18 protein-coding genes are annotated in these 22120 nt (G+C 68.5%); 10 read left to right on the top strand and 8 right to left on the bottom strand.

All coding sequences use genetic code 11. The features are described from left to right. Positions 1-122 precede the first annotated feature (122 nt). A complete protein-coding gene (locus tag ACH4S9_RS17570) occupies positions 123-1724 on the bottom strand; it encodes a hypothetical protein (RefSeq protein WP_398372709.1) in 1602 nt (533 codons plus the stop codon). A gap of 278 nt (positions 1725-2002) precedes the next feature. Between ACH4S9_RS17570 and ACH4S9_RS17565 the strand changes: the two genes are divergently transcribed. Together ACH4S9_RS17565 and ACH4S9_RS17560 are read left to right on the top strand one after the other, a co-directional pair. Next, positions 2003-2998, top strand: a complete 996-nt coding sequence (locus ACH4S9_RS17565) for a LacI family DNA-binding transcriptional regulator (RefSeq protein ID WP_358843418.1) — start codon at positions 2003-2005, stop codon at positions 2996-2998. Positions 2999-3141: 143 nt separating this feature from the next. Continuing rightward, positions 3142-3711 carry a hypothetical protein gene (locus ACH4S9_RS17560; RefSeq protein ID WP_311721592.1) on the top strand — a complete coding sequence of 190 codons (570 nt, stop codon included), beginning with the start codon at positions 3142-3144 and terminating at the stop codon, positions 3709-3711. A gap of 58 nt (positions 3712-3769) precedes the next feature. Here the strand turns inward: ACH4S9_RS17560 and ACH4S9_RS17555 are convergent, their stop codons facing one another. From ACH4S9_RS17555 to ACH4S9_RS17535, 5 genes are all read right to left on the bottom strand, one after another. Continuing rightward, on the bottom strand, positions 3770-4999 hold the full coding sequence (locus tag ACH4S9_RS17555; RefSeq protein WP_311721591.1) for an Nramp family divalent metal transporter: 1230 nt from the start codon (positions 4997-4999) through the stop codon (positions 3770-3772). Positions 5000-5039: 40 nt separating this feature from the next. Then, a complete protein-coding gene (locus ACH4S9_RS17550) occupies positions 5040-6080 on the bottom strand; it encodes a cupin domain-containing protein (protein ID WP_311721590.1) in 1041 nt (346 codons plus the stop codon). 540 nt (positions 6081-6620) lie between these two features. Next, positions 6621-7046: an SDR family NAD(P)-dependent oxidoreductase gene (locus tag ACH4S9_RS17545; protein WP_385349164.1), complete on the bottom strand. Its 426-nt coding sequence runs from the start codon at positions 7044-7046 to the stop codon at positions 6621-6623. A gap of 80 nt (positions 7047-7126) precedes the next feature. Further along, a complete protein-coding gene (locus ACH4S9_RS17540) occupies positions 7127-7792 on the bottom strand; it encodes an SDR family NAD(P)-dependent oxidoreductase (RefSeq protein ID WP_398372705.1) in 666 nt (221 codons plus the stop codon). Between the two features lie 74 nt (positions 7793-7866). Continuing rightward, the gene (locus ACH4S9_RS17535; RefSeq protein WP_398372703.1) at positions 7867-8394 is read right to left on the bottom strand and encodes a MarR family winged helix-turn-helix transcriptional regulator; all 528 of its coding nucleotides are present in this window, start codon (positions 8392-8394) and stop codon (positions 7867-7869) included. A gap of 766 nt (positions 8395-9160) precedes the next feature. Here ACH4S9_RS17535 and ACH4S9_RS17530 point away from each other — a divergent pair. After that, complete coding sequence (locus ACH4S9_RS17530) at positions 9161-11227, top strand: SpoIIE family protein phosphatase (protein ID WP_398372701.1); 2067 nt, start codon at positions 9161-9163, stop codon at positions 11225-11227. A gap of 30 nt (positions 11228-11257) precedes the next feature. Here the strand turns inward: ACH4S9_RS17530 and ACH4S9_RS17525 are convergent, their stop codons facing one another. Next, complete coding sequence (locus tag ACH4S9_RS17525; protein WP_398372699.1) at positions 11258-12229, bottom strand: LacI family DNA-binding transcriptional regulator; 972 nt, start codon at positions 12227-12229, stop codon at positions 11258-11260. Positions 12230-12336: 107 nt separating this feature from the next. Here ACH4S9_RS17525 and ACH4S9_RS17520 point away from each other — a divergent pair, with 107 nt between their 5' ends. From ACH4S9_RS17520 to ACH4S9_RS17505, 4 genes are all read left to right on the top strand, one after another. Beyond that, positions 12337-12570, top strand: a complete 234-nt coding sequence (locus ACH4S9_RS17520; protein WP_385349178.1) for a hypothetical protein — start codon at positions 12337-12339, stop codon at positions 12568-12570. Between the two features lie 142 nt (positions 12571-12712). Beyond that, positions 12713-14284, top strand: a complete 1572-nt coding sequence (locus ACH4S9_RS17515; protein WP_398372697.1) for a purine-cytosine permease family protein — start codon at positions 12713-12715, stop codon at positions 14282-14284. 59 nt (positions 14285-14343) lie between these two features. Next, positions 14344-17151 (top strand): hypothetical protein, encoded by a 2808-nt coding sequence (locus ACH4S9_RS17510; RefSeq protein ID WP_398372695.1) that lies wholly within the window; start codon positions 14344-14346, stop codon positions 17149-17151. Positions 17152-17157: 6 nt separating this feature from the next. After that, positions 17158-17604, top strand: a complete 447-nt coding sequence (locus tag ACH4S9_RS17505; RefSeq protein ID WP_358843430.1) for an RbsD/FucU domain-containing protein — start codon at positions 17158-17160, stop codon at positions 17602-17604. A 57-nt stretch (positions 17605-17661) separates the two neighbouring features. Here ACH4S9_RS17505 and ACH4S9_RS17500 read toward each other — a convergent pair whose 3' ends face one another. Beyond that, positions 17662-18369, bottom strand: a complete 708-nt coding sequence (locus ACH4S9_RS17500) for a GntR family transcriptional regulator (protein ID WP_398372692.1) — start codon at positions 18367-18369, stop codon at positions 17662-17664. A 186-nt stretch (positions 18370-18555) separates the two neighbouring features. On the opposite strand from ACH4S9_RS17500, the gene ACH4S9_RS17495 reads away from it, so the two are divergent. The 3 genes from ACH4S9_RS17495 to ACH4S9_RS17485 are packed head-to-tail and all read left to right on the top strand — an operon-like array spanning position 18556 to position 22110. Then, entirely contained in the window at positions 18556-19845 is a 1290-nt protein-coding gene (locus tag ACH4S9_RS17495; protein ID WP_398372690.1) for an alpha-L-fucosidase, read from the top strand. After that, the gene (locus ACH4S9_RS17490) at positions 19832-21184 is read left to right on the top strand and encodes an ABC transporter substrate-binding protein (RefSeq protein WP_398372688.1); all 1353 of its coding nucleotides are present in this window, start codon (positions 19832-19834) and stop codon (positions 21182-21184) included. The genes ACH4S9_RS17495 and ACH4S9_RS17490 overlap by 14 nt, the downstream gene beginning before the upstream one ends. Then, complete coding sequence (locus tag ACH4S9_RS17485) at positions 21184-22110, top strand: sugar ABC transporter permease (RefSeq protein WP_311721573.1); 927 nt, start codon at positions 21184-21186, stop codon at positions 22108-22110. Before ACH4S9_RS17490 ends, ACH4S9_RS17485 begins: the two co-directional genes overlap by 1 nt. The last annotated feature ends 10 nt before the right edge of the window (positions 22111-22120 follow it).

Here is a 22120-nt window from a genome sequence, read left to right as displayed (position 1 = left end):
CCGTCATGACCGACTTGGCCCGCGCGGGAGCCATCAGCCCGTCCATCAGTCTCTCCTGGCCACCCTAGCCAACAATGTGGTCGCGCCAAACCGCCGCAGGAAGAAGCGGCGCGGAGAAACGGTCAGGTCTCATCCGGGCCCGACGTCTCCCCGTGTCCCGTCGGACCAGTGGGTTCCGGTACCGCCTTGCGTCGGGCCGCCCTCGCACGCAGTGCGAATGCCAGCGCACCGCCCCCGAGGACCGTGCCGAGCACCACTGCCATCACCAAGAGCATGGAGTCGTCCTTGCCCTCGCTGTCCCCGGTGGCCGATGCCGGCTTCGGGTTCGGCTCGGTGGGCTCGACCCATGGGCCCCCGGTGGCGCGTACTTCGATGGGTGCCGAATCGTTCGACTTCTTCGGGTCGTTCGCGGGCCGCTCAGGATCGTGGACCGCTTCGAGCAGACCCCTGGCTCCGCGTACGTTCCGGTCGATGCGGAACTCGAGGGTCGTCTCCCAGGTGTCGCCCGGCTCCAGGGGGTTGTCAGGGCCGCAGAGGTAGACGCGCTCCTCGATGCGGGAGCACTCCCACTCCCATTCCAGCTCGTTGTCGGGGTCGGGTGGCGGCGTGGGCGCCACGACGCTCAGGCCCTCGGGCACCGTGATGCGCAGGCTCGTGCCCGAGATCCGGCCCGGTCCGGCGTTGCGCACATGGAACGTGGACTCGGCGGTGCTGCCTGTCGTGCCCTCGATCGCGTCGGCGCGCACCTGTAGGTCGGCGGTCTGTGAGGTGTGGAGCCGGACCTCACCGAGGCCGAACCTGTCGGTGAAGGCGTCGGCCGGGGTGTCGACGGGACGTACCTTCAGCTCGGGGCCCGTGCCCGGCCGCAAGCCCGGGTCGGTGCCGGTCGCGCCCAGATCCTCCTCGGCGTTTCCGGTCATGCCCTGGAGGTACGGCTTGTAGGTGAAACTGCCGTTCACCATCGTGTCCGGCACGGCGACGGAGATGGGCTCGACGACCTCGTACGCCTGGCCCGGCTCGATCCGCTGATCGAACCAGCAGTCAGCGGAGGTTGAGGCGCCTTCGGGCCCGTACCGGCAATTGCCGTACTGCCTGGCGAAGGCGACACGTGGGCTTCTGATGGTCAGGCCGAAGCCTTGGGCGGGGAACGCGCCGGCGTTGCGGATCTGCGGCTTGAAGCCGAAGCTCGCGCCGGGCGCGTCGCCCTCACGAGGCTTCTCCTTGCGCGGGCGCAGGTCGGGTCCCTCTATCCGTACGTCCGTCTCGAAGACGACATCCTCGGCTCCAGGGGCGCTGAAGGTGTAGCGGATAGTGCCGTGACTGCCGAGGCGCGCTCCGGGGACGGCCTCGATGTAGACGGCGTCCGGGTAGTTGTCCTTGCCGCGCGTGAGGGTGCCCAAAGCGCAGTCGACGACGTCGGTCGCGCCCATGGCGTGATCTCCGCACTCACGGCGGGTGCGGATTCGGGCGACACTGTCCAGGTCCGACGCGTCGACCTTCAGCGTCACATCGGACTGCGTCGCGCGACCCGCGCCCGGCTGCGGGGCCAGCCAGAGACGGAGGCCGCCGGTGGGGCTGGTCCCGCGCTTGGGCAGGTACGCCGTTTTCGGCACGTCCAACTCGACGGCCGGTCCCGCTGCTTGGGCCGAGCCTGCGGGCGCGAGCAGGGCACCGGCGCCGAGCAGAACGGCCAGGGCCGCGCCCAGACGACGTATGCGATACATCTGCTGATCATGTCAAGGACACGCCGACTGCGCGAGAAGCTCTCTCCCAACGTCTCCGCACCTGCTCGGGGAGGGTACGAACGCGCGGACAGCGCCTGGGCGGGTACCTCGAGGACGGTCGCCGGATTTCGACTGGGTGCGCACGACGCATTGACACGTTCAGATCCGTCACATGACACTGATGCCTGTTCGACTTGAACGTGCAAACCACGATTTTGAACGTTCAAGTCCGCTGCTTGCACGTTCCAATCGAAAAGAAGCTGAGGGGAGTCGTAACGGTGGCGAGGAAGACCGGGAGGGCGACGATCACGTCGGTCGCGGAGTACGCCGGCGTCTCCCGGCAGACCGTCTCCAACTTCCTGCACACGCCGGAGATGGTGGCGTCGGAGACCCGGCAGCGCGTCGAGGAGGCGATCGCCGCGCTGGATTACCGGCCCCACCTCGCGGCACGGAGCATGCGCACCGACCGGTCCCAGGCGATCGCGGTCCGGATCACATCGGCCCCCGAAGGGGTCAGCGGCCTCGCCCTGGAGCGGTTCACCCACGCCCTGTGCGCCGCCGCGCGGACCGAGAACTACCACCTGATCGTCTTCGTGGCCGACAGCGACGAAGAGGAGATCGCCACCTACAAGGACCTGCTGGCCACCTTGAACCTCGACGGTGTGGTGGTGGTCGCCACCCACCGCTACGACCAGCGCATCGGATGGCTGACCGAACGTGGCATTCCCTTCGTCGCCTTCGGCCGGTCCTGGTCACCCGCACCCGAGCACTCCTGGGTCGACGTCGACGGCTCGGCCGGCACCTACGCCGCCACGCGCCATCTGCTCGACGCCGGGCATCGCAAGATCGCGTTCTTCGGCTGGGACGACTCGGCCGGAGTCGGTGACGACCGCGAGTCGGGCTGGCGGCGCGCGCTGGCCGAAAGTCCGGCTGCCGAGTTCATCTCTCTGAACAGGGCGGACACCATCGAGAACGGCGCCGCCATGGCCGACCAGCTCGCCGACGAACACCCGGACGTGACGGCCGCCGTCTGCGTGTCCGACTCGATCGCCGTCGGCGCTGCCAGGCGGAACCTCGAAACAGGCCGCAGCCTCGCGCTCGTCGGCTTTGACGACACCGCCGCCGCTCTGGCGCTGGGCATCAGCAGTGTGGTCCAGCCGCTGGAAGAGGCCGCGGGCCACTGCTTCCGGCTGCTGCATCAGCAGCTCACCGACCGCGTGGGCGCGCGGCACCAGCGGATGCTGCTCGAACCGAACCTCAACGTCAGAAGCTGAGCCCAGCCCCGAAGGAATGGCCGCATTCCCCTTCCACAGCTCAGTGCCGCACAACACCGTGCGGCGCTTCGCGAAATCAATCGATTGGAAAGGTGTGAAGTGTGAAGAATAAGTTTCGCGATTTTATCGGTCGTTCCTTGGTGGTGACGGTCCGAAGTCGGCTCGCCGCCGCGGTGGGTGTGGTCGCGCTGCTGGTGGCCGCCCTCACCGGCGCGACCGCCGGCACGGCAAGTGCGGCGCCGGTCGCAGCCGCCACTGAGGCGGCGTCCCCCGGATGGGTCTGCCCCGGCACCCCCATCCCGCCGGATTACGTGGTCACCTTCCGCAACGCGAGCGGGTGCAACGGTGCCGGCTCCTGGTACATACAGCCCGTGCAGGACGGGATCTGGGTCTGCGCCACCTCGCCGATCCCCACCGGCTACGTACTCACGCTCCACACCGCCCAAGGGTGCGGCGCAAACATCGACACCTGGTTCATGCAACTGGCCCGCGACGGCCAGTGGGTCTGTGCGGGCTCGCCGATTCCCACCGGTTACGTGCTCACCGCCCACATCAACACCGGCTGCGGCAACATCGGCTCGTGGTTGCAGGTCCAGGCCCGCGCCGGCCAGTACATCTGCCCCGGCGTGCCCATACCGCCCGGCTTCCGCACCGATGCCTACAACGCGAGCATGTGCAGCGGCCTCGGGGGCTGGCTCCTGCTCAACGCCTGATCCGATCGGACTCGCCGGAAGGCACCGCGTGATGCGCGGTGCCTTCCGGCGTCGCACGCTACCCGGCCTGGAGGCAGCCCTGCACGAATTGCACGAGAAGGGACACGTCCAGGCAGATCACCGCCGTTGTTGCTGCGACCATGGTGATCGCCAGTGGGCGGGTGTTCGCGGCTGTACCCATGACGCGTGGGGAGGACGTGGCGGCGACCAGGGGGACAAGAACCAGGGGGAGTCCGATAGCCAGGACGACCTGGCTGGTGATGAGCAGGGTGACCGGGGAGACGCCGAGGGCGAGCAGAACGACGGCGGGAAGGACGGTCGTGCAGCGCCGTGCCCAGAGCGGGACACTGCGGCGGAGAAGCCCGCTTGTCACGACAGCGCCCGCTTGAGTTCCCACCACCGTGGATGTCACGCCGCTGACGAGTAGCGCGACAAGGAATGCCAACTGGGCGGCGGACCCGATGCGGGCGGCCACGTCGGTGGCGATGGCGCCAAAGCCACCGCTGGTGGACCCCTGGAGGGCGCCGGCACCGACGAGGAGCATGACGGCATTGGTCGTCCCGGCGACGAGCATCGCCAGAGCCACGTCGGTCCGGTGAGCGGACAGCCGACGGTGGTCTCGAGCGAGTGCGCTGTGAATGTGCACCGCGTGCGGCATGATCGTGGCTCCGACGATGCCTGCGGCAAGGACCAGGACACCATCGCCTTCCAGCGAGGGAATGAGTCCCGCGCCGAGCTCATCGAGACCGGGCGGACGGGCGAGCAGGCAGAAGATGAAGGCGCCCGCGATGAGGGCGAGGGAGACGACTGCGACATTCCGGAGGAAGCATGGTCCGAAGCGGTCGCCTGCGGCCAGCAGGACGGCGCCCGCAACGGCGGCCAGCAGCCCGCCCAGCGGCAGAGGGATGCCGAAGAGCAGGTGCAGCGCGATCGCGGCTCCGAGCACTTCGGCGAGGTCGGTGGCGATGGACACGGCCTCGGCCTGGGGCCAGTAGGCCAACCGGACCGGTCGGCTGCACCGGTCGGCGATCAGCTCGGGCAGGCTCTTCCCCGTGGTCGCACCGAGCTTCGCGGCAAGGTACTGCACCGGCCCGGCCACCAGTGTCGCCAGTACGACGACCCAGAGCAGGGTTGTGCCATGGCTGGCACCTGCGGCCACATTGGTGACGACGTTCCCTGGGTCGACGTAGGCGACTGCGGCCACGAAGGCCGGACCGATGCGCCAGGAGGCGGCAACTGCGGCCCGGTCGTCGAGACGCTGTGCGGAAGAAGCCTTGACGATGGTCATCCGCGCCGGCCCTGGTGCTCACATCGGGTTCTGCGCCGTGTCATTCGGTGGCGCCGATGGGGTTGCGTCTGGGGACGATGAGAGGGTCCTGCGGTGTGAAGGGGAACTGAGGCAGTTCCCGCTCCGGGATGCCGAAGGTACCGGCGAGCACTTCACGGGAAAACGCCGTCGCGGTCGCCCGGTAGCCGACATCGCCGGGCGTCGGCTGGTCGAAGAAGATGAGGAAGTGGAAGCCCCCGTCGTCCAGGACCTCGATATGGTGCGGGTAGGCGCGTGGCACGAAGTACACATCGCCCGGACCCAGTTCGTACTCGCCGAGAGTGACGTCGGGTGCCAGTACGCGCATGCGCGCTCGCCCCTTGGCGACGTAGCCCATCTCGGCGGTGACCGGATGCCAGTGAGGCTCCCGCATCCCGTCTTCCTTGATCCGCAGGGAATACATCGAGATGTCGTCGAGGGCTGCCCAGAACTGTTTGCGCGCCAGGCTCGCTGAACCGTACGCGTACGACAGAGGGGCGTGCTGACCCGCGACGTCGAAGAGACGGGCGTTCGGTAGTTTCTGGGTGGGATCGACCGTGATGCTGCCCCGGCGGGCGAAGATCTGCTCCGCGGGTGCCCGCTCGAAGGCGGCGAACGCCGTACTCGGCAGGTCATAGGTGTTGCCGAGTACCGGGTTGGTCATGGCCGACAGGCTGTCGCGCAGGGAGAAGTGCTGGGGCCGCTCGTTCCGCAGGGCGATGATGATTTCGGCATCCGCCGAGCCCAGGTTCTCGATGTGGTAAACCGCTCCGGACTCCACGTGATACATCTGTCCTTCGCCGACCACGAAGGAGGCGAACTGTCCCCCGTTCGCCAGCAAGGAGACCAGCACCTCGCCGCTGACGACGTAAGCCAACTGGTTCGCGTTGACGTTCCACTGCGGTTCACGAACCGCCCCGGGCGCGAGAACCACACGCTTGATGGACAGTCGGCTGAGGATCGGCAGGCTCTGCCCATCGACTACCTGAACACTGCCAAGGTCACTCTGAAACGCCGCTTCGGCCGCGGTAAGGGACACCCAGTATGGCGAGCCTGTCGACATTGCTCTCCTCACTCGTCTGCCGGATGGAATACTCCCCGAGGCCCGAATCGAACTTCGCACAGGTCAGGGACAGCAGACAGCCGTGGAAGGCGTCCGGGTGACACGAAACGGATCCGTGCTCGGCTTGGCTCTGTCGGTGATCTTCGCCCTTGGTACCGGTGGGCCACCGCCGCCGAGGCGAAGGACATGGTCGGGCTCCGCTTGTAGATATATGCGATGTGTATCGCCCGGATCGGGCACTTCGATGCTTATGTCGTGCCACACTGGACGTGTCCCTCGCCGCATCCCCCGTCGGCGAGGGGCATTCACGTACTCGGGCGTTGGCGGTGTCCCCCGTACGGGATCCCGGCCTGCTGAGGGCCGTCAGCGCATGGCCCGGGGATGTTGGCCGTGGTGTCAGGCTCCGGTGAGGGTGCGGGAGATATCCATGAGGTGCTGGGTGCTTGTGGTGCTGAGATCGATCGGTGTGCGCTGTTCGAACTTCCCGGGCCTGCCCGAGTAGAGGGGCGCGCATGATGTCGGTCTTCGCCGCGCCCGCGTTCACCACGCCTGCGGCAAGGCCCGGGGTGGTGTGAGTACGACCGGCCGCTCGGCGCGGTGCAGGGCGGGCAGCAGGAGCTGGGTGAGGTGGTAGCGGCTGAGGTAGTTGACCGCGAAGAAGGGGTGCAGGCCGTCGACCGTGCGACTGTCCTGGTTGGTGAGCACGCCGGTGGTGTGGACGAGCGCGTCGAGGTGGTCGTGCTGGTCGAGGATGCGCCTGGCGGCGTCGCGGTCGCCTTCGTGGGTGGACAGGTCGGTGGCGAGGAACGAGGCCCTGTCGGCGGGGGCGTCGAGCAGGGTGAGGGCGGCCTCGCCCTTGCGCGGGTCTCGGCCCAGCAGGACGAGGCGGTGGCCGTCGGCGAGGAGGTCGCGGGCGGTCTGGAGACCGATGCCGCTGTTGCCTCCGGCGATGAGGATGGCCTTCATGGTGCTCCGGGAGAAAGGGCGGGCGACCGCCGGCTGACGGCGGTGTGAGCCGGCAGCCGCCCGAGTGCCGTTGCGGGGGCTCAGTTGCCGATGAAGTGCTCGGCCTGGTCGCGGCTGACGTGAAGGTTCCAGTAGTCCAGCGCGATGTCGTCGGGCGAACGGTGGGGGACGCCTTCCGGAGCCTCGGTGCCGATCATGAGGTTGATGGCCACGTTCGCGGCGTAGATGCCCTTGTCGGCAAGGGTGTTGTGCAGGTTGAGCGCCCAGTTGCGCTGGCCTGCCTGGGCGATGTTCGCGTCGGCGAGCATCGGGTACGGGGTGAGGGCGCCGCCACCGGTGGTGAACAGCAGGGTGCCGGAGCCGGCTTCGAGCATTCCGGGCAGCACGGTCTGAGCTGCGGTGACCGCACCGTAGAGGAGGCTGTCGATCAGCGGGCGCAGTACGTCGACGGTGACGTCCTGCGGCGCGGTCATGGTCAGCCCGGCGTGGGGCGAGAACTCCAGGACGTCGATCCGCCCGAACCGGGCGATCGCCCGCTCCAACGCGGTGGCGAGCTGGGCGGAGTCGGCCACGTCAGCGGGGAAGCCCTCCGCGGTGATCCCGGCCTCGGCGAGCTCGGCGACCAGCGCGTCGAGCTTGTCCTTGCTGCGGGAGACGAGGGCGACGTCGAAGCCGTGGCCGCCGAAAACCCTGGCGATGGACAGGCCGAGACCGGGTCCGGCTCCGACGATGGCGATGGTGGGCATACGTGCTCCTGGACAAGGGGGTGGTGTGGCCCTGGCCGGACGGCCGGGGAGGGCGGGCCGGAGGCGTACCGGCGTCAGTCGCCGTCGGCCGGCGACGGCGTGCCGGGCGCCGGCCAGTCGGTGGGACACGGGGCGTGGAGAGCGCCGAGGATCCGCTGGGAGACAGCACCGAGCTGGCGCTGTTGCGCCTTGGTCAGCGGGTCGAAGACCCAGCGGCGCACCGCTTCAACGTGCACGGGGGCCGCTTCTTCGACCTTGGCGACACCCTCGTCGGTGAGGGTGGCCAGCGTCGAGCGCCCGTCGGCAGGATCGGGGTGACGGCGTACCCAGCCACGCTTCTCCAGTCGGATGACCACGTTGGACAGCCGCGAGAGTGTGCTGCCCGCGTACTGGGCAACCTCGCTCATCCGCAGGGTGCGCTCCGGGGCCATCGACAGGGCGGACATCACCACGTAGTCGAAGTGTGAGATGCCCGCATGCCGCTGCATCTGCGTCTCCAGCGCGGCCGGGAACTGCGTCAGCACATAGGCGAACGCGTACCACTGCTGCTGCTCATCGCCGTCGAGCCAGCGCGGCTCGACAGCGTCCGGTGCGTCTTCCATGCCGCCAATGTACTCCAAGGTTGGAGTGAATGCCGCCGCTGTGTCACTTCAAGCGTGAAGCGATCTGGTGCGACTCTCACTTCAACCTTGGAGTTCTCACGAGCGCATCCCCGCAGACAACCGAAGGGCCCTACTACATCGACGCCGACGACGAAGCCGGCCGGCGGGCGGACATCGCCGAGGGCCGCCCCGGAGTTCCGCTCCGGCTGCGTATCACCGTCCTCGGCGCCGCTCAGGGCAAACCGGTCCCGGTCCCCGGCGCCACGGTCGAGGTGTGGCACTGCGACGCCCTCGGGTACTACTCCGGACACCTCGCAGGACGACCTGGTCTACCAGTCCGCGGGGGGGTGCGGACCTGCTCCTGGACGTGAGCCCGGTGGATCCCAGCCGACTGGAACAAGGACTCACCGCGTCATTCACCCTGACCGTAGCCCTCCCCTGATACCTGCCGTGCCGCCGCGCCCCTGGGAGCACAGCACTCATCATTCCAGGGCCGCATTTTCCTTCGCATTGGGAATTATTTGCATCCACCCTCCAACTACGGGCGGTGACCACACGAAGCTTATTGTTTGCAATTGACGTCGGAAACTTATTCAACCCCGCAGGACGGAAAACCATCCGTCTGTTAGCGTGTGAGAAGTAACCGGCCTTCCCAAGAAACTCCACGCACGGTCGACTATCTCCAGCGTCATTCAGGTTCCCCTCGCGGCGCATGAACCAGGGGACTCGCCTCCAGGCAAGGGAGACAGGCAAGGGAGAGCAGGATATGGCGATCACCCTTCGAAGGGACGAATGGGTAGTCGCGGTCCTCGTCGGGTACATAGCGCTGTTCTCAGCCCTGGTGGTCGAAGTTTCGGGCAACGGCCTCCTCCGGTGGGCTCTGTACGCGACGGTCGCACCTCTCGTGGCCGCCGCGTTGCTGCCGCTCCGGCACACCCTGATGATCAGCGTCCTCTCCCTTGCGGCGGCCGCCTGCATCTACGGCGTCGCCTTGCCCGTCATCTCCGTAGGCGGCCGCGTCGTAGTCATCACGGGTGTAGCACTGGCGGGGGTCATCAGCGTCGCGGTGTGCAGGGTCCGGATGCACATCATGGTCGCCCGACATCGACTGTCTCTGCTGAGCGAGGCGAGCGAGCACCTCGGCAGAACGCTGGACGTAACGCAAACCGCTCGGGAACTGGCGGAGGTTACCGTACCCGCATTCGCGGATTACGTCAGTGTGGACCTCTTCGATGCTGTCCTGAAAGGCAGAGAGCCCCCCACCGAACCATTCACGGAGCCCATCGCGCTGCGCCACGTCGCCCACCGTCCCGATCCCCCAGGACGCACCGACGGCGAGTTGAAGGCTGAGAGGAACAAGAAGGAGGAGGGGCTCTGGGGCGTATCGCTCCCCGCGCGCTACCTGACCGCGTGCGCACCCGCACGGGCGAGCTACGTAGACACCACCGATATCGAGCGCTGGCTGGCGCGGGATCACACCGTCCAGAAAGACGCATATCGCATGCGCTCAGCCATCGCTGTTCCGCTGTGCGCCGGAGGGAGGGCCCTGGGTACGGTGACGCTTCTGCGGCATCGGCCGCCCCGCCCATTCGACACCGACGACCTCGCTCTCGCCGCGGACATCGGGACACGGGCCGCAATCTGCCTGGACAACGCCCGACGGTACGCCCGTGAACGCGACACCGCGCTGGTCTTGCAGCGCAGCCTCTTGCCCAGACACATGCCCGAACTCGCCGCGGCCGAGATGGCGAGCCGATACATCCCGGCGAGCCACAGCGCCGGCATGGGCGGCGACTGGTTCGACGTGATACCGCTGTCCGGCGCTCGCGTCGCGCTCGTCGTCGGTGACGTCGTCGGGTACGGACTGCACGCCTCGGCCACCATGACCCGGCTGCGTGCCGCCGTGCGCACACTGGCCGACATCGACCTGCAACCCGACGAACTCCTCACCCACCTCAACGACGTCGTCCTTCGGCTCAGTACGGAAAGCAGACCCGTACACGAGGCCGTGGGTGCCCCGGATACCGACGACACCGCAGGAGAGGTGGGAGCAACCTGCCTCTACGCGGTCTACGATCCCATCGCCGGCCGCTGCACCCTCGCGAGCGCCGGCCACCTTCCACCCGCCATCGTCACACCGGATCATGACGCCCAGATCGTTGACACTCCCTTGGGCCCTTCCCTCGGCCTGGGGAACCTACCTTTCGAATCAGTGGACGTGCACGTGCCGGAAGGCAGTCTCCTGGCCCTGTACACCGACGGCCTCATCCGCGAGCACCACGGCGACCTGGAGAGCGGACTCCAGGAGCTGCTGCAAGCACTGAGCATCCCGGAGCCGTCGCTGGACGAACGGTGCCGGGCCGTTCTCGGCGCACTGCTCAACGACCAGCCCGCCGATGACGTGGCCCTGCTCATGGCACGCACCCGAGTCCTGGACGCCGACCACGTCGCCACCTGGGACGTCCCGACAGACCCCGCCGCCGTCGCCGACACCCGCGCGCACGCGTCCGACCAACTCACCGCATGGGGGCTCGAGGACGCAGTCTTCACGACCGAGCTCATAGCCAGTGAGCTGGTCACCAACGCCATCCGCTACGCGCAGTCCCCGATCCAGCTCCGCCTCATCCTCGAAGAGCACAGTCTGATCTGCGAGGTCTCCGACGGCAGTACCACCACCCCCCACCTGCGGCGGGCCCGAACCTACGACGAAGGCGGCCGCGGTCTGTTCATCGTCGCCCAGCTCGCCGAACGCTGGGGCACGCGACACGGCCGTCATGGCAAGACGATCTGGGCGGAACTGATCACGGGCCCGGCTCCGGTCACTCTGCCCTAGGGGTGGCGGCTGGACGTGAGCGCTCGACACTCAGCCGCTGGAACCGCGGACCACGAGCTCGGGCTTCAGGACGACATCACCGCTGCCGCCGTCAAGGAGGCCGAGGGAGGCCTCGACCATGCGCTCGGCGGTCGAGCCCAGGGTGGTGAGCCCCGGCGCGGCGGTGTCGGAGATGTACGTGCCGTCGAAACTCGTGATCGCGTACTCGGCGGGCACGCGTTTACCGGCGTGCTGAAGCGCCGTCAGCAGGCCGAGCGCGACGGTGTCAGCGGTGCAGATGATCGCATCTGTGTCGCCGGGGTTCTCGAGCAGGAGCTGTGCCGCGTCGATGCCGCTCGCCACTGTGAAGTTCGGCATTTCCAGAACCCGGTCGTCCGGCCCGGCGAGCGCGCGGAACGCGGTGGTGCGCTCGATGCTCGACGAGGAGTCTTCCTGGGCGTCGACCATCAGGATGCTGCGGCGGCCCCGCGCCCGCAGGTGATCCACGAGCAGGCGGACCCCCGCCGCGTTGTCGAGCCGTACCGACGGCGCTTCGACGCCTCGTGCGCGGCGGTCGACCTGCACGACACGGTTGGACCGCGCGAGCTCCGTGATCGCCGCGCCACTCCGCTCGAACGCCGCAGGCACCACGAGTACCGCGTCCACCAGCACCCGATCCATGGTGCCGAGCTGGCGCTGCTCGGTCTCCGGGCTCTCGTCCGTGTCGATCGTCACCAGCCGCTTGCCCTCAAGATCCAGGCGGCGCGAGTACGCCGACACCAGCTCCGCGAAGTACGCGTTCGCGATCGCCGGAACGACAAGCGCCAACGAATCCGTCGACTGTATCCGCAGCGCTCGCGCCGCGGCGTTCACCCTGTAGCCCAGTTCCTCGCATGCGTTCCGCACCCGCAGCGCCAGCTCCGGATCGACGTTGCGCTGAACACCGGAGAGCACACGGCTCGCCGTCGGCACCGACACCCCCGCGCGCAACGCCACGTCCTTCAAGCCGATGCGCGCGCCCATCCTGATCTCCCCTGGTTCCTGGCCGTGGATGCTATCAGGGGGGTCTCGGCGACCCGTTGACGCGGCAGGGGCCAGCGTGCTTAGGTTCGGAAATGGTTTTCCCGACGATGAGAGTACCGCGCGACCGCGCGCCGCACGCCCCGGGGGGCGGCGGACGGGTGCTCGTCGTCGGATCGGTGAACCTCGGCCTCGGCCGCACGCCGCCGCGTCTGCCGCGCGGAGGCAGGGGCGCGCACCAGGCCCTCGCCGCCCGCCGCCCCTGCGCCGACGTCACCCTGCTCGGCTCCGGCGGCGTTGTCGTCCCCGTACAGGGCGGATTAGCGGTCCACCCCACCGCCTAGCGGTCCGCCTCACCGCCGCACACGCCTCCGCCGCGACCGCGATGCCCCCTCCGCGCACGCCGCACGTCGCACGCGAACCCATGACTTCCCCGAACACCACCCGCCCCTCCCCACATCGCTATACATCGAAAGGCGCCCTTCCATGAGCAATGAGGCTCAGCAAGGTCGTAGAGGCACAACCGTCGAATCGAACGGCGTCAATCCCGTTCCCGATGCCGAACGGCGAGGGAAGCCGAGCGGCCTGTTCCCTGTGTGGTTCGCCTGGAACATCTCGATCCTCGGCATCAGCTACGGCATCTTCGTCTTCGGCCTCGGGCTGAACGTCTGGCAGACGATCGTCGCCGGGACCGTCGGCTACCTCGCCTCGTCCGCCCTCGTGGGCATCCTCGCGGTCGGCGGGCCCCGCACGGGACTGCCGACCCTCGCCCAGACGCGCTTCGCGTTCGGCCTGAAGGGCAACAGGATCCCCGCGTTCTTCGCCTACCTGTCCAATATGGGCTGGAAGGTGACGATTATCACCCTTGCCTCGACCACCGGCGCGAACCTGTTCGCGAAGCTGTGGCCGTCGGTGTTCGCCGACGCGGACGGGTCGAGCGCCACGTTCACGATCGTGCTGTGGTTCGTGCTCGTGCTCGCCGTGACAATGACGGTCTCCGTCCTCGGCCATGAGTTCATCATGAAGGTCGAGGTCTGGATCTCGTGGGTGACCGGCATCATGACGGTCGCGTTCCTCGGGTTCATGGTGCCTGAGATCGAGTGGGCGCACCTCGGTGACACCCCCGCGGGCGGCCCGCTGGTGTTCATCGGCGGCATCATCATGGCGATGACCCTCGTCGGCCTCGGCTTCCTCAACTACGGCGGCGACTTCGCCCGTTACCTCCCGCGCGACACCCCGGCGCGCGGCGTGATCGGCTGGACGGTCGCCGGGCTCAGCCTGCCGGTCGTCATCCTCCTCGCCGTCGGCGCGCTTCTCGTCGGCGGGGACTCGAAGCTCGGTGCCGCCACAGCGTCCGACCCGATCGGGGCGCTCACCGAGCTCCTGCCGATGTGGTTCTTCGTTCCCTTCTCCATCGTGATCGTCATCTCGCTCGTCTCGGCGGCCATCACCGGCATGTACAGTTCCGGCCTCGCGCTCATGGCGGTCGGCGTACGGCTGCGCCGCTCCGTGACGACCTCGATCAACGCGATCATCATCGCGGCGGGCGCCTTCTACCTGCTGTTCATCTCCACCTCGTTCCTCGCGACGTTCCAGTCGTTCCTGTCGCTCATCGCCGTGATGATGGGCACCATGGGCGGCATCCAGGTCGTCGACTTCATACGGCAGCGCCGCATGGGCTGGAACACCGACATGGCGAACCCGCGTGGCTACGGCGGCCGCGACGGGCGCTGGACGGCGATTCTGAGTCTGATCACCGGAACCGTTGTCGGTCTCGGCCTCGTGACCAGCTCCGACCCGAACTTCGGGAAGATCACGGGATTCCTCCTCACCGAGAGCGGCCGCACCGGCGTGTTCGGGTCGAGCGGGCTCGGCATCGTCATCGCCTTGGCGCTCGGCGCCGCGCTCTACGGGATCCTCACGTTCGGACTCCGGCTGGACCCGAAGCCCGACTACTCGCTCGTGACCGCGGGAGACGCCACTCGCGGGGAGGGCGGGCTCGAGGTTCCGACTCCCGACGCGGCCGGCAGGCATGCGGCCGACCGCACCGAACGCTGACCGACCCGTGGCGGCGAGGCCCACGCGGGTCTCGCCGCCGCTCGAGGAGCTGACCCCCTTTGTCCGCACATGAGACCTCGCTCCAGCGATTCCGGAACCCGGACCCGTGGCATGCGCCCGCCGCCTACTGGTTCTGGCATCGGCTGCCCGACAAGGACACGATCCGCGCCCAGGTGCGGCAGATGTACGACGCCGGGATCCGGAGCTTCCAGGTGCAGGCGCGGCTGTCGTACCCGATCGAGGGTTACCTGGACGACGACTACCTCGCCGCGTGCCGTGCGGCCGTCGAGACGGCCGCCGAGTTCGGCATGATCGTCGGCATTTACGACGACTACAACTGGCAGACCGGTCACGCGGCGGGCCGGGCCGTGACCGGGCATGACGAACTGCGCGAACGGCACATGTTCTGGGTGCGGATCCCCGCGGGCGCGAGCGAGGGCTCGCTCAGCGGGATCCGCTCGGCGACGGAGAACCTCGGCCCCGCCGCGATGGACTGGCACTACGAGGGCGGCGTCGTCGCCTGGGCCGACTGGCGGGTCGAGTACGCGCTGGTCGTGGAAGGGGAGCAGGGCGTGGCCGCCGAGCGGCCCGAGCTCGTCGACCGCGCGGACGGCACCGCCGACAGGTGTCGTGTCCGCCTCATCGACCCGGTGCCCGACGGCGCGGAAGCGATCGTGTTCGTCTCCGCCCGCTGCGCGACCTCCCGGCTCGTGAACCCCGTCGACCCGGTCGCGGTCGATCGCTTCATCGAGGCCGGCTACCAGCCCTTCGCCGACGCCCTGGGCGACTTCTTCGGCTCCACCGTCGCCTACATGTTCTTCGACCAGCCGCACGCCGTGTACTACGACTGGGCGGAGCGCACAGGCGATCTGCGTTCGGCGATGCCGTTCCACGAGAGCCTGGCCGTCTCGATCCGGGAGCGCTGGGCAGAGCGGACCCCCCACGTGCTCGCCGCCGTACTCGACGGGGACGAGCCGGAGCGGCTCAGCCTTCGAGCCCAGTTCTACGAGCACTTCAGCGGCTACGCGATGGAGACGTTCCTCGGCAAGCTGCGCACCTGGAGCCACGCCCACGGCCTGCGTCAGACCGGCCATGAAGTCCTCGGGCACGTCGGAGGCTGGGCGCTCGACACCGCGTTCACCAACTGGGACCTGCGCGTGAACTTCGGACTCGACCACTTCGGCGTGGACGGTTACCGCGACCTCACCGCGGTGGATGCGCAGGACGCCCTGGTGCAGCTCAGCCCCGTGTTCGGCGACTCGGTCGCCCGCCACCACGGCCGCGGCGGGACGATGGTCGAGCAGTACTTCCTCACCCCGCCCGAAGGTGGGACCCCGTGGTCCGGCCACTGGGGGCTGACCCTTCAGGAGCTGCGCACCACGGCGATCAACCACCATCTGCTGGGCATGCGGCAGATGGTCTTCCACGGCTTCTATCAGACCCACGGCCATGGAGACGATCACGAGTCGCTGCGGAATCCGCGCTTCGACTTTCCCCCGGGCATCAATTTCGAGCCGTGGTTCGCCGATCATCACCTGGGGTTCGCGCTCGAGAGCGCGCGGCTGAGCGAGTTCCTCGAGCCGGTGTCACCGCAGAGCGACGTGGCGGTCCTGTACCCGTTGCGTACGGTGTGGACCGCGGGTCAGCTCGGCGAGCAGGCGTCGGCACTGGGCGAGTGGGCCCGCGCGCTCACCGAGGCCCGGGTGGGCTTCCACCTCGTGGACGAACGCGATCTCGACGCCGCCGCTGTGGAGGAAGGCGCGGTGCGGATCGGGGACCACCGGTACCGGGCGCTCGTGCTTCCCGCCGTGACAACGCTGCGCTCGGCCGCATCGCTGCGCCGGCTTCGCGGCCTGGCCGAATCGGGGGTACGGGTGCTCGCGAGCGGTGCGACGCCCGCTGTCTACCAGGAGGGCCCGCAGACCGCCGTCGAGGACTGGGCGGGCCTCGCCCCGGCCGTGGAGGTGTTCGCCACGGCCCCCGAGGAAGCGGCCCTGCGCGGGCTCGTCGCGCGGCGTGGGCAGACCGAGCCGACACTGCGCGTCCCCGCGGGCTCGCCGGTGCGCTGGCGCGGCGGCCCGGACGCGGCCGACGGCTTCCGCTTCGCGTGCTTCGCCGAGACCGAGGGCACGGTGGAGCTTCTGCTGCCCGACGGGCCCTGGCATATCGAGGAGTGGGAGGCCTCCGACGGCACCGTGCGCACCCTCGAAGCAGCCGAGGGCCCGGTCGTGCTGCGGCTGGAGCAGAACGCGTTGCGTTTGTTGCGCGTGTGCAGGGGCGCGGAGCCCGCTTCCGGCCGGGCGCACGCCGCGGGAGACTCCGAGGCCGCGGCCGGTCACGGCACGCCGGAATGGTCGGCGCCCGAGGAGCTCGAGTCCTGCTGGCTGCTCGAGGTCGCCGAGGACGCGTACGAGGAGGCGGGTACCCGCCGCGACATCGCGGTGACGTACGGCTGGGAGCGCCAGGGCCTTCCGGCGTTCGCGGGCACTGCCGACTATGTGCGGCAGATCGAGCTCGACGCGCCGGTCCCCCTGAAGCTGACGCTCCCGGCTGTCGCCGGAGCTGTGATCGTGTCCGTGAACGGCGTGCGTGTGGGGGCGCGCGCCTGGACGCCGTACCGCGTCACGATCCCCGCTGACGCCCTGCGGCCCGGGGGGAACGAACTCCGCATCCGGGTCGCGCCGTCGGCGGCCAACCGCTACTACGCCGGGACCGGGCTCCGCGCCGAGCCCGAGCCGTGCGGACTGCTCGCGCCCCCGCTGCTGAGCCACGCGCTCGCCAATCCTGACCTCGGTGCGCCCCCGGACGGTTTCGGCTCCGGCCCCCGCGACTCCGGCCCCCGCTCATCCTCGATCACGGAAGGCTGATCCACCTTGCTCAAAGGACTCGACCCCCTCCTCACCCCGGACCTGCTGTACGCGCTCGCGCGGATGGGGCATGGGGACACGATCGCGCTCGTCGACAGGAACTTCCCCGCGCACTCCGTGAACGACCATGTGATTCGGCTGGATGGCACCGACGTCGTCTCGGCGGGCCGGGCGGTGCTGGGACTGCTGCCGCTCGACACGTTCGTCGCCGAGCCCATCGCGAGGATGGGGGTCGTCGGCGACGCCGCCGCCGAGCCGCCGGTACAGACGGAGTTCGTCGCCGCCGCGGAGGAGGCATCGGGCCGCCCTCTCGGGGTGGAGACGGTCGAACGCCACGCGTTCTATGCGCGTGCCCGCTCCGCGTTCGCGGTGGTCATCACGGGCGAGGACAGGCCGTACGGGTGCTTCCTGCTCACCAAGGGCGTGCTGCCGGAGTTCTCTCCGGAGCGTTGATCCCTGCCGCCGAGCCGTCACCCTCCGCTGTCGAGGTGCGCGAGCTCGGGCGTCCTGTCAGGAGTCGCCGGTGTTCCTCAGGCGCGACCTCGACGCCTCCAGGTGGTCGTGCATGGCGCGCGCCGCGGCCTCCGGGTCCTTGGCGCGGATGGCGTCGAGCACCGACTGGTGCTCGGCGACGGCCTCACCGGCGATGCTGTGCCGGAAGTAGAGGCGGTAGCTGTGGGTGTGCGCCCGGAACCGGCGTAGCGTGTCGGCAATGAGCGGGCTGCGGCTCGCCTCGGCGATCGCGTTGTGGAAGGCGGCGTCGAGCTCCGCGAAGCCGCGATACGCCTCGTAGGTGTCGCCGCGCAGCGGCGGTCTCATCTGCTCGAGCGTGCGGTGCATGTCGGCCAGTTCGGCCTCGGTCGCGTACCGTGCCGCGCGTTCGGCGGCGGCCGGCTCGAGGAGCAGGCGGATGTCGTAGAGGTCGTCCAGGGCGGTCCGGTCGAGCAGGGGGGCGACCAGGTAGCCGGCGTTCGGCCGGCGCACGACCAGGCCCTCGGACTCGCATCGGGCGAGGGCTTCGCGGACCGGCGTCTGGGATACGTCGAGCTGGCGGGCGAGCCCGGCGATCGACAGCTTCGTACCGGGCTCCAGATCGTGATCCATGAGCAGGGTCATCAGCGCCTGGAAGACGGACTCACGAACGTTGATCTTGACCGATCCACGGGAACCCGAGCTGTTCGTCGCGGCCGCGACCGTCAGCCGCATGGGCTCACTCATCAACCCTCCACATCGTCGATCACTGAATCTACGCGCTTGACGCCGATCCATCAGGAGGACGGCTTCGAACGTTGTGAAATCTTCGCGACGCCTGGTTGACGCCTGATCGGAACACCTGCATCCTCAATCAGAATCGTATCGTATCCGATCCGGGATCAAGATCCTCTCGATTCGGAGGGTGCCCTCATGTCAATCCCCGACTGGTTCGGTGAAGCGGCCTTCGGGCTCTTCGTCCACTGGGACCACGCCAGTCAGCAAGGCGTGGAGATCGGCTGGCCGCTGGTCGGCCATTCGATCCTGCCGGGCCGTACCGAGCCTGAAGCCGACATCACGGTCGCGCAGTACCAGTCGACCGCCGCGACCTTCGATCCGCACCACTGGGATCCGCGGGCGGTCGCCCGCCTCGCCCGCGCCGCGGGTGCGCGCTATGTCGTCTTCACCGTCCGGCACCACGCCGGCTACTCGATGTACCACACCGAACACTCGGACTTCTCCATCGCGGCATCACCGTACGGACGTGACATCACCCGCGAGTTCTTCGACGCGCTGCGCGCCGAGGGCCTTCGGGTCGGCGTCTACTACTCGCTGCTGGACTGGAACCATCCGGACTACCCGGCTTTCACCGACGCCGACCGCCCCTATCCGCACGACCGGTACCGCCGGCCGTCGCCGGAGCGGTGGGCGCGCTACATCGACTACGTCAAGGGACAGCTCACCGAGCTGCTCACCCGGTACGGGACGATCGACCTGCTCTGGTTCGACGGGGAGTGGGAACGCACCGCGGAGGAGTGGCACGCCGCCGAGCTGCGCGAGCTGATCAAGTCGCTACAGCCGGAAGTGATCATCAACGACCGGCTGCCGGGCCAGGGCGACTACGCCACTCCCGAGCAGGGCATGCCGCGCCGTCCGCCGGGCGGGCCGTGGGAGCTGTGCCTCACCATGAGCGACAGCTGGGCGTACCGGCCCGACGACCTGGACTACAAGAGCCCGCGCCTGCTCGCCGGCTACCTCAGCGAGGTCGTCTCGCGCGGCGGCAATCTCCTGCTCAACATCGGGCCGCGCGGTGACGGGTCGCTTGTGCCGACCGAGGTGGCCGTACTCAAGCGGCTCGGGGCCTGGCTCGCCAGCCACGGCGAGAGCCTCTTCGGCGCCGGGCCGGCGTCCGAACGCCTCGACTTCCACGGCCCCGCCACCCAGCACGGCGACACCATCTACCTGCACCTGCTGCTCCAGCCGCAGGACCTCCTCGTCGTGCGCAACGTGCCGATCGGCTCGGTGGCCGGCGTGCGCATGCTCGGCACCGAGCAGCCTCTGGAGTACTCCGTCAATGAGGAAGTGCACAAGGCCAACGGCGCCGAGGACGAGCCCCTCGGCGAGCTCTTGATCACCGTGCCGCCACCGACCGGCGCCCTCATCGATGTCATTGCCATCGAACTGTCCAACTCCCGGAAAGACGAGTCACGTGCGGGCCTTTAACACTTCCAAGGCGGCCAGGCGCGCCGTCGTCCTGCTCGCGGCCGCGAGCATCGTCTCGGCGTGCGGCACCGGTCCGGGCGCTTCCTCCGGCGACGGCAAGTCGCTGCGCATACAGATACCCGCGGGGCCGATGGCCGACCGGATGCAACAGGTCGGCAAGGACTTCGAGAAGGCCAACCCAGGCACCAAGGTCACCTTCGAGAGCGTCGACTCCAACAGCTCCCGCGGCCCGAACGTGGCCCTGCTCAGCTCGACCGCCACCCCGGACATCGGCTACCTCCAGCGCAGTACCGGCGTCTGGTCGGCGCTGCTGAAGAACAAGCAGCTCACCCCGATTGATGATGTGTGGAACGCCGCTGGTCTGGCGGACAAGTACGCCAAGAGCCAGACCGACTACTACACGACCAACGGGCATCACTACGGCGTTCTCTACGAGGAACTGCTGATCGCCCCGATCTATTACAACAAGGCGGCGTTCGCCAAGGCCGGCGTCCCCGACCCTGCCGATCACCAGGTTGCCTCCGTCGCCGAGTTCGAGTCCATGGTGGCCAAGTTGAAGGCCGCAGGGTACGAGGGCCTCGGCGTCGGTGGGTCGAGCCCGTACGACCTGGGGCACACGCTCGACGCGCTGCTGCCCACCGCGGTGTCGGAGAGCGACTACCAGGCCATGCTCACGAACTTCAAGCCGGGGTCGCCGACGAACGTCAAGTACACCGACGCGGGCTTCGTGAAGGTACTGCACACCATCCGGGACTGGCAGAAGAAGGGCATCTTCCAGAAGGGGATGCTCGGCATGGACACCACACAGGCCCAAGCGCTGTTCACCAGCGGCAGGCTCTCGATGCTCCAGGGCGGCAACTACAGCTACGCGGACCTGAAGGCCGCCAAGCCGTCGTTCGACATGGGCTGGTTCCTGCTGCCGCCGCTCACGGAGGGCCGCAAGACGCCGTTCAACGCCTTCAACGGCGACACCCTCGTCATCCCGGCCAAGGCGGCGAACCCGGGGCTGGCCAAGAAGTTCCTCAAGTTCTTCATGACCGACAAGTACCAGGTCAGCGTGGTCGCCGCCAGCGGCTCCCTGCCGGTGTTCACCTCGATCAAGCCGTCGAGCCTGTCGAACCTGGGCGACCTGGTGCAGCAGCAGTTCGAGCTGTCCAAGTCCGTCGGAGTGGTCAACATCTGGGACTCGACCGTGCCGTCCACGCTCGGCCAGTCGTTCGCGGTGCCGGTGCTGCAGAAGCTCGTCTCCGGCAAGCTGACCCCGCAGCAGGCAGCCCAGGAGTTCCAGACCGGGCTGGAGAACCTACAGTCCGGCAAGGTCTCCGGGGCGACGGACTGATGGCCGCCCAGGAGATCCCTCCAGTTGCCGCCCGCGCCACCGCCCGCGGGCCGCGCGAAAAGGCACAGAAGTTCCCGATTCTGATCATCGCACCGGCGCTGGTGCTGATGACCCTGCTCATCGCCTACCCGGTCGCGGAGTCGGTGCACATCAGCCTCGGCTCATGGGACGGCATCGGATCCGTCACCTACCGCGGGCTGGCCAACTACCGGCGGCTCATCAACGACTCGCTGGTCCGGCAGTCGATCGTGACCAGCCTGGTGTTCTTCGTCGGCACCGTGGTCTGCACCGTGGTGATCGCGACGTTGCTCGCCAACGCGATCAACCGGAAGGTCCCCGGCGCCCGCTTCTTCAAGACCATCTGGTTCCTGCCGGTGATCGTTCCGGTCAGCGTCGCGGGCGTCTTCTGGTCCAACTCGTTCCAGCCCTCCACCGGCGTGGTGAACACGGTGCTCGGTTCACTCGGACTCGGCGACGCACACACCTGGCTCGCGTCGCCGACGAGCGCGCTGATCGTGACGATCTTCGTCGCGGTGTGGACGCAGACCGGGTACGCGATGCTGATCCTGCTGGGCGCGATGGACACCATCTCCCCCGAGGTCCACGAGGCGGCCACGCTCGATGGCGTGTCGGAGGCCGGACGGCTTTTCCGGATCACACTGCCGAACATCGTGCCGATGCTCGGCACGGTCACAACCCTGATGTCGGTGTTCTCCTTCAACGCCTTCGGCATCATCTACGCGATGACCCGGGGCGGGCCCGGCAACGCCACGAGCATCCTGCCGGTGCAGGTCTACAAACAGTCGTTCATCGACCAGGACTACGGCTACGGCTCCGCCACCGCCGTCGTGACGACGCTGATCGTCAGTGTCATCGGCGTCGTGGTCCTGCAACTGTTCCGCCAGCAGCGGCTGGACGCGCGATGACGGCCCCGAC

This window comes from Streptomyces sp. NPDC021225 (genome assembly GCF_044332865.1).
GTDB lineage: Bacteria > Actinomycetota > Actinomycetes > Streptomycetales > Streptomycetaceae > Streptomyces.
This window is presented reverse-complemented; position numbering and strand designations above follow the sequence as displayed.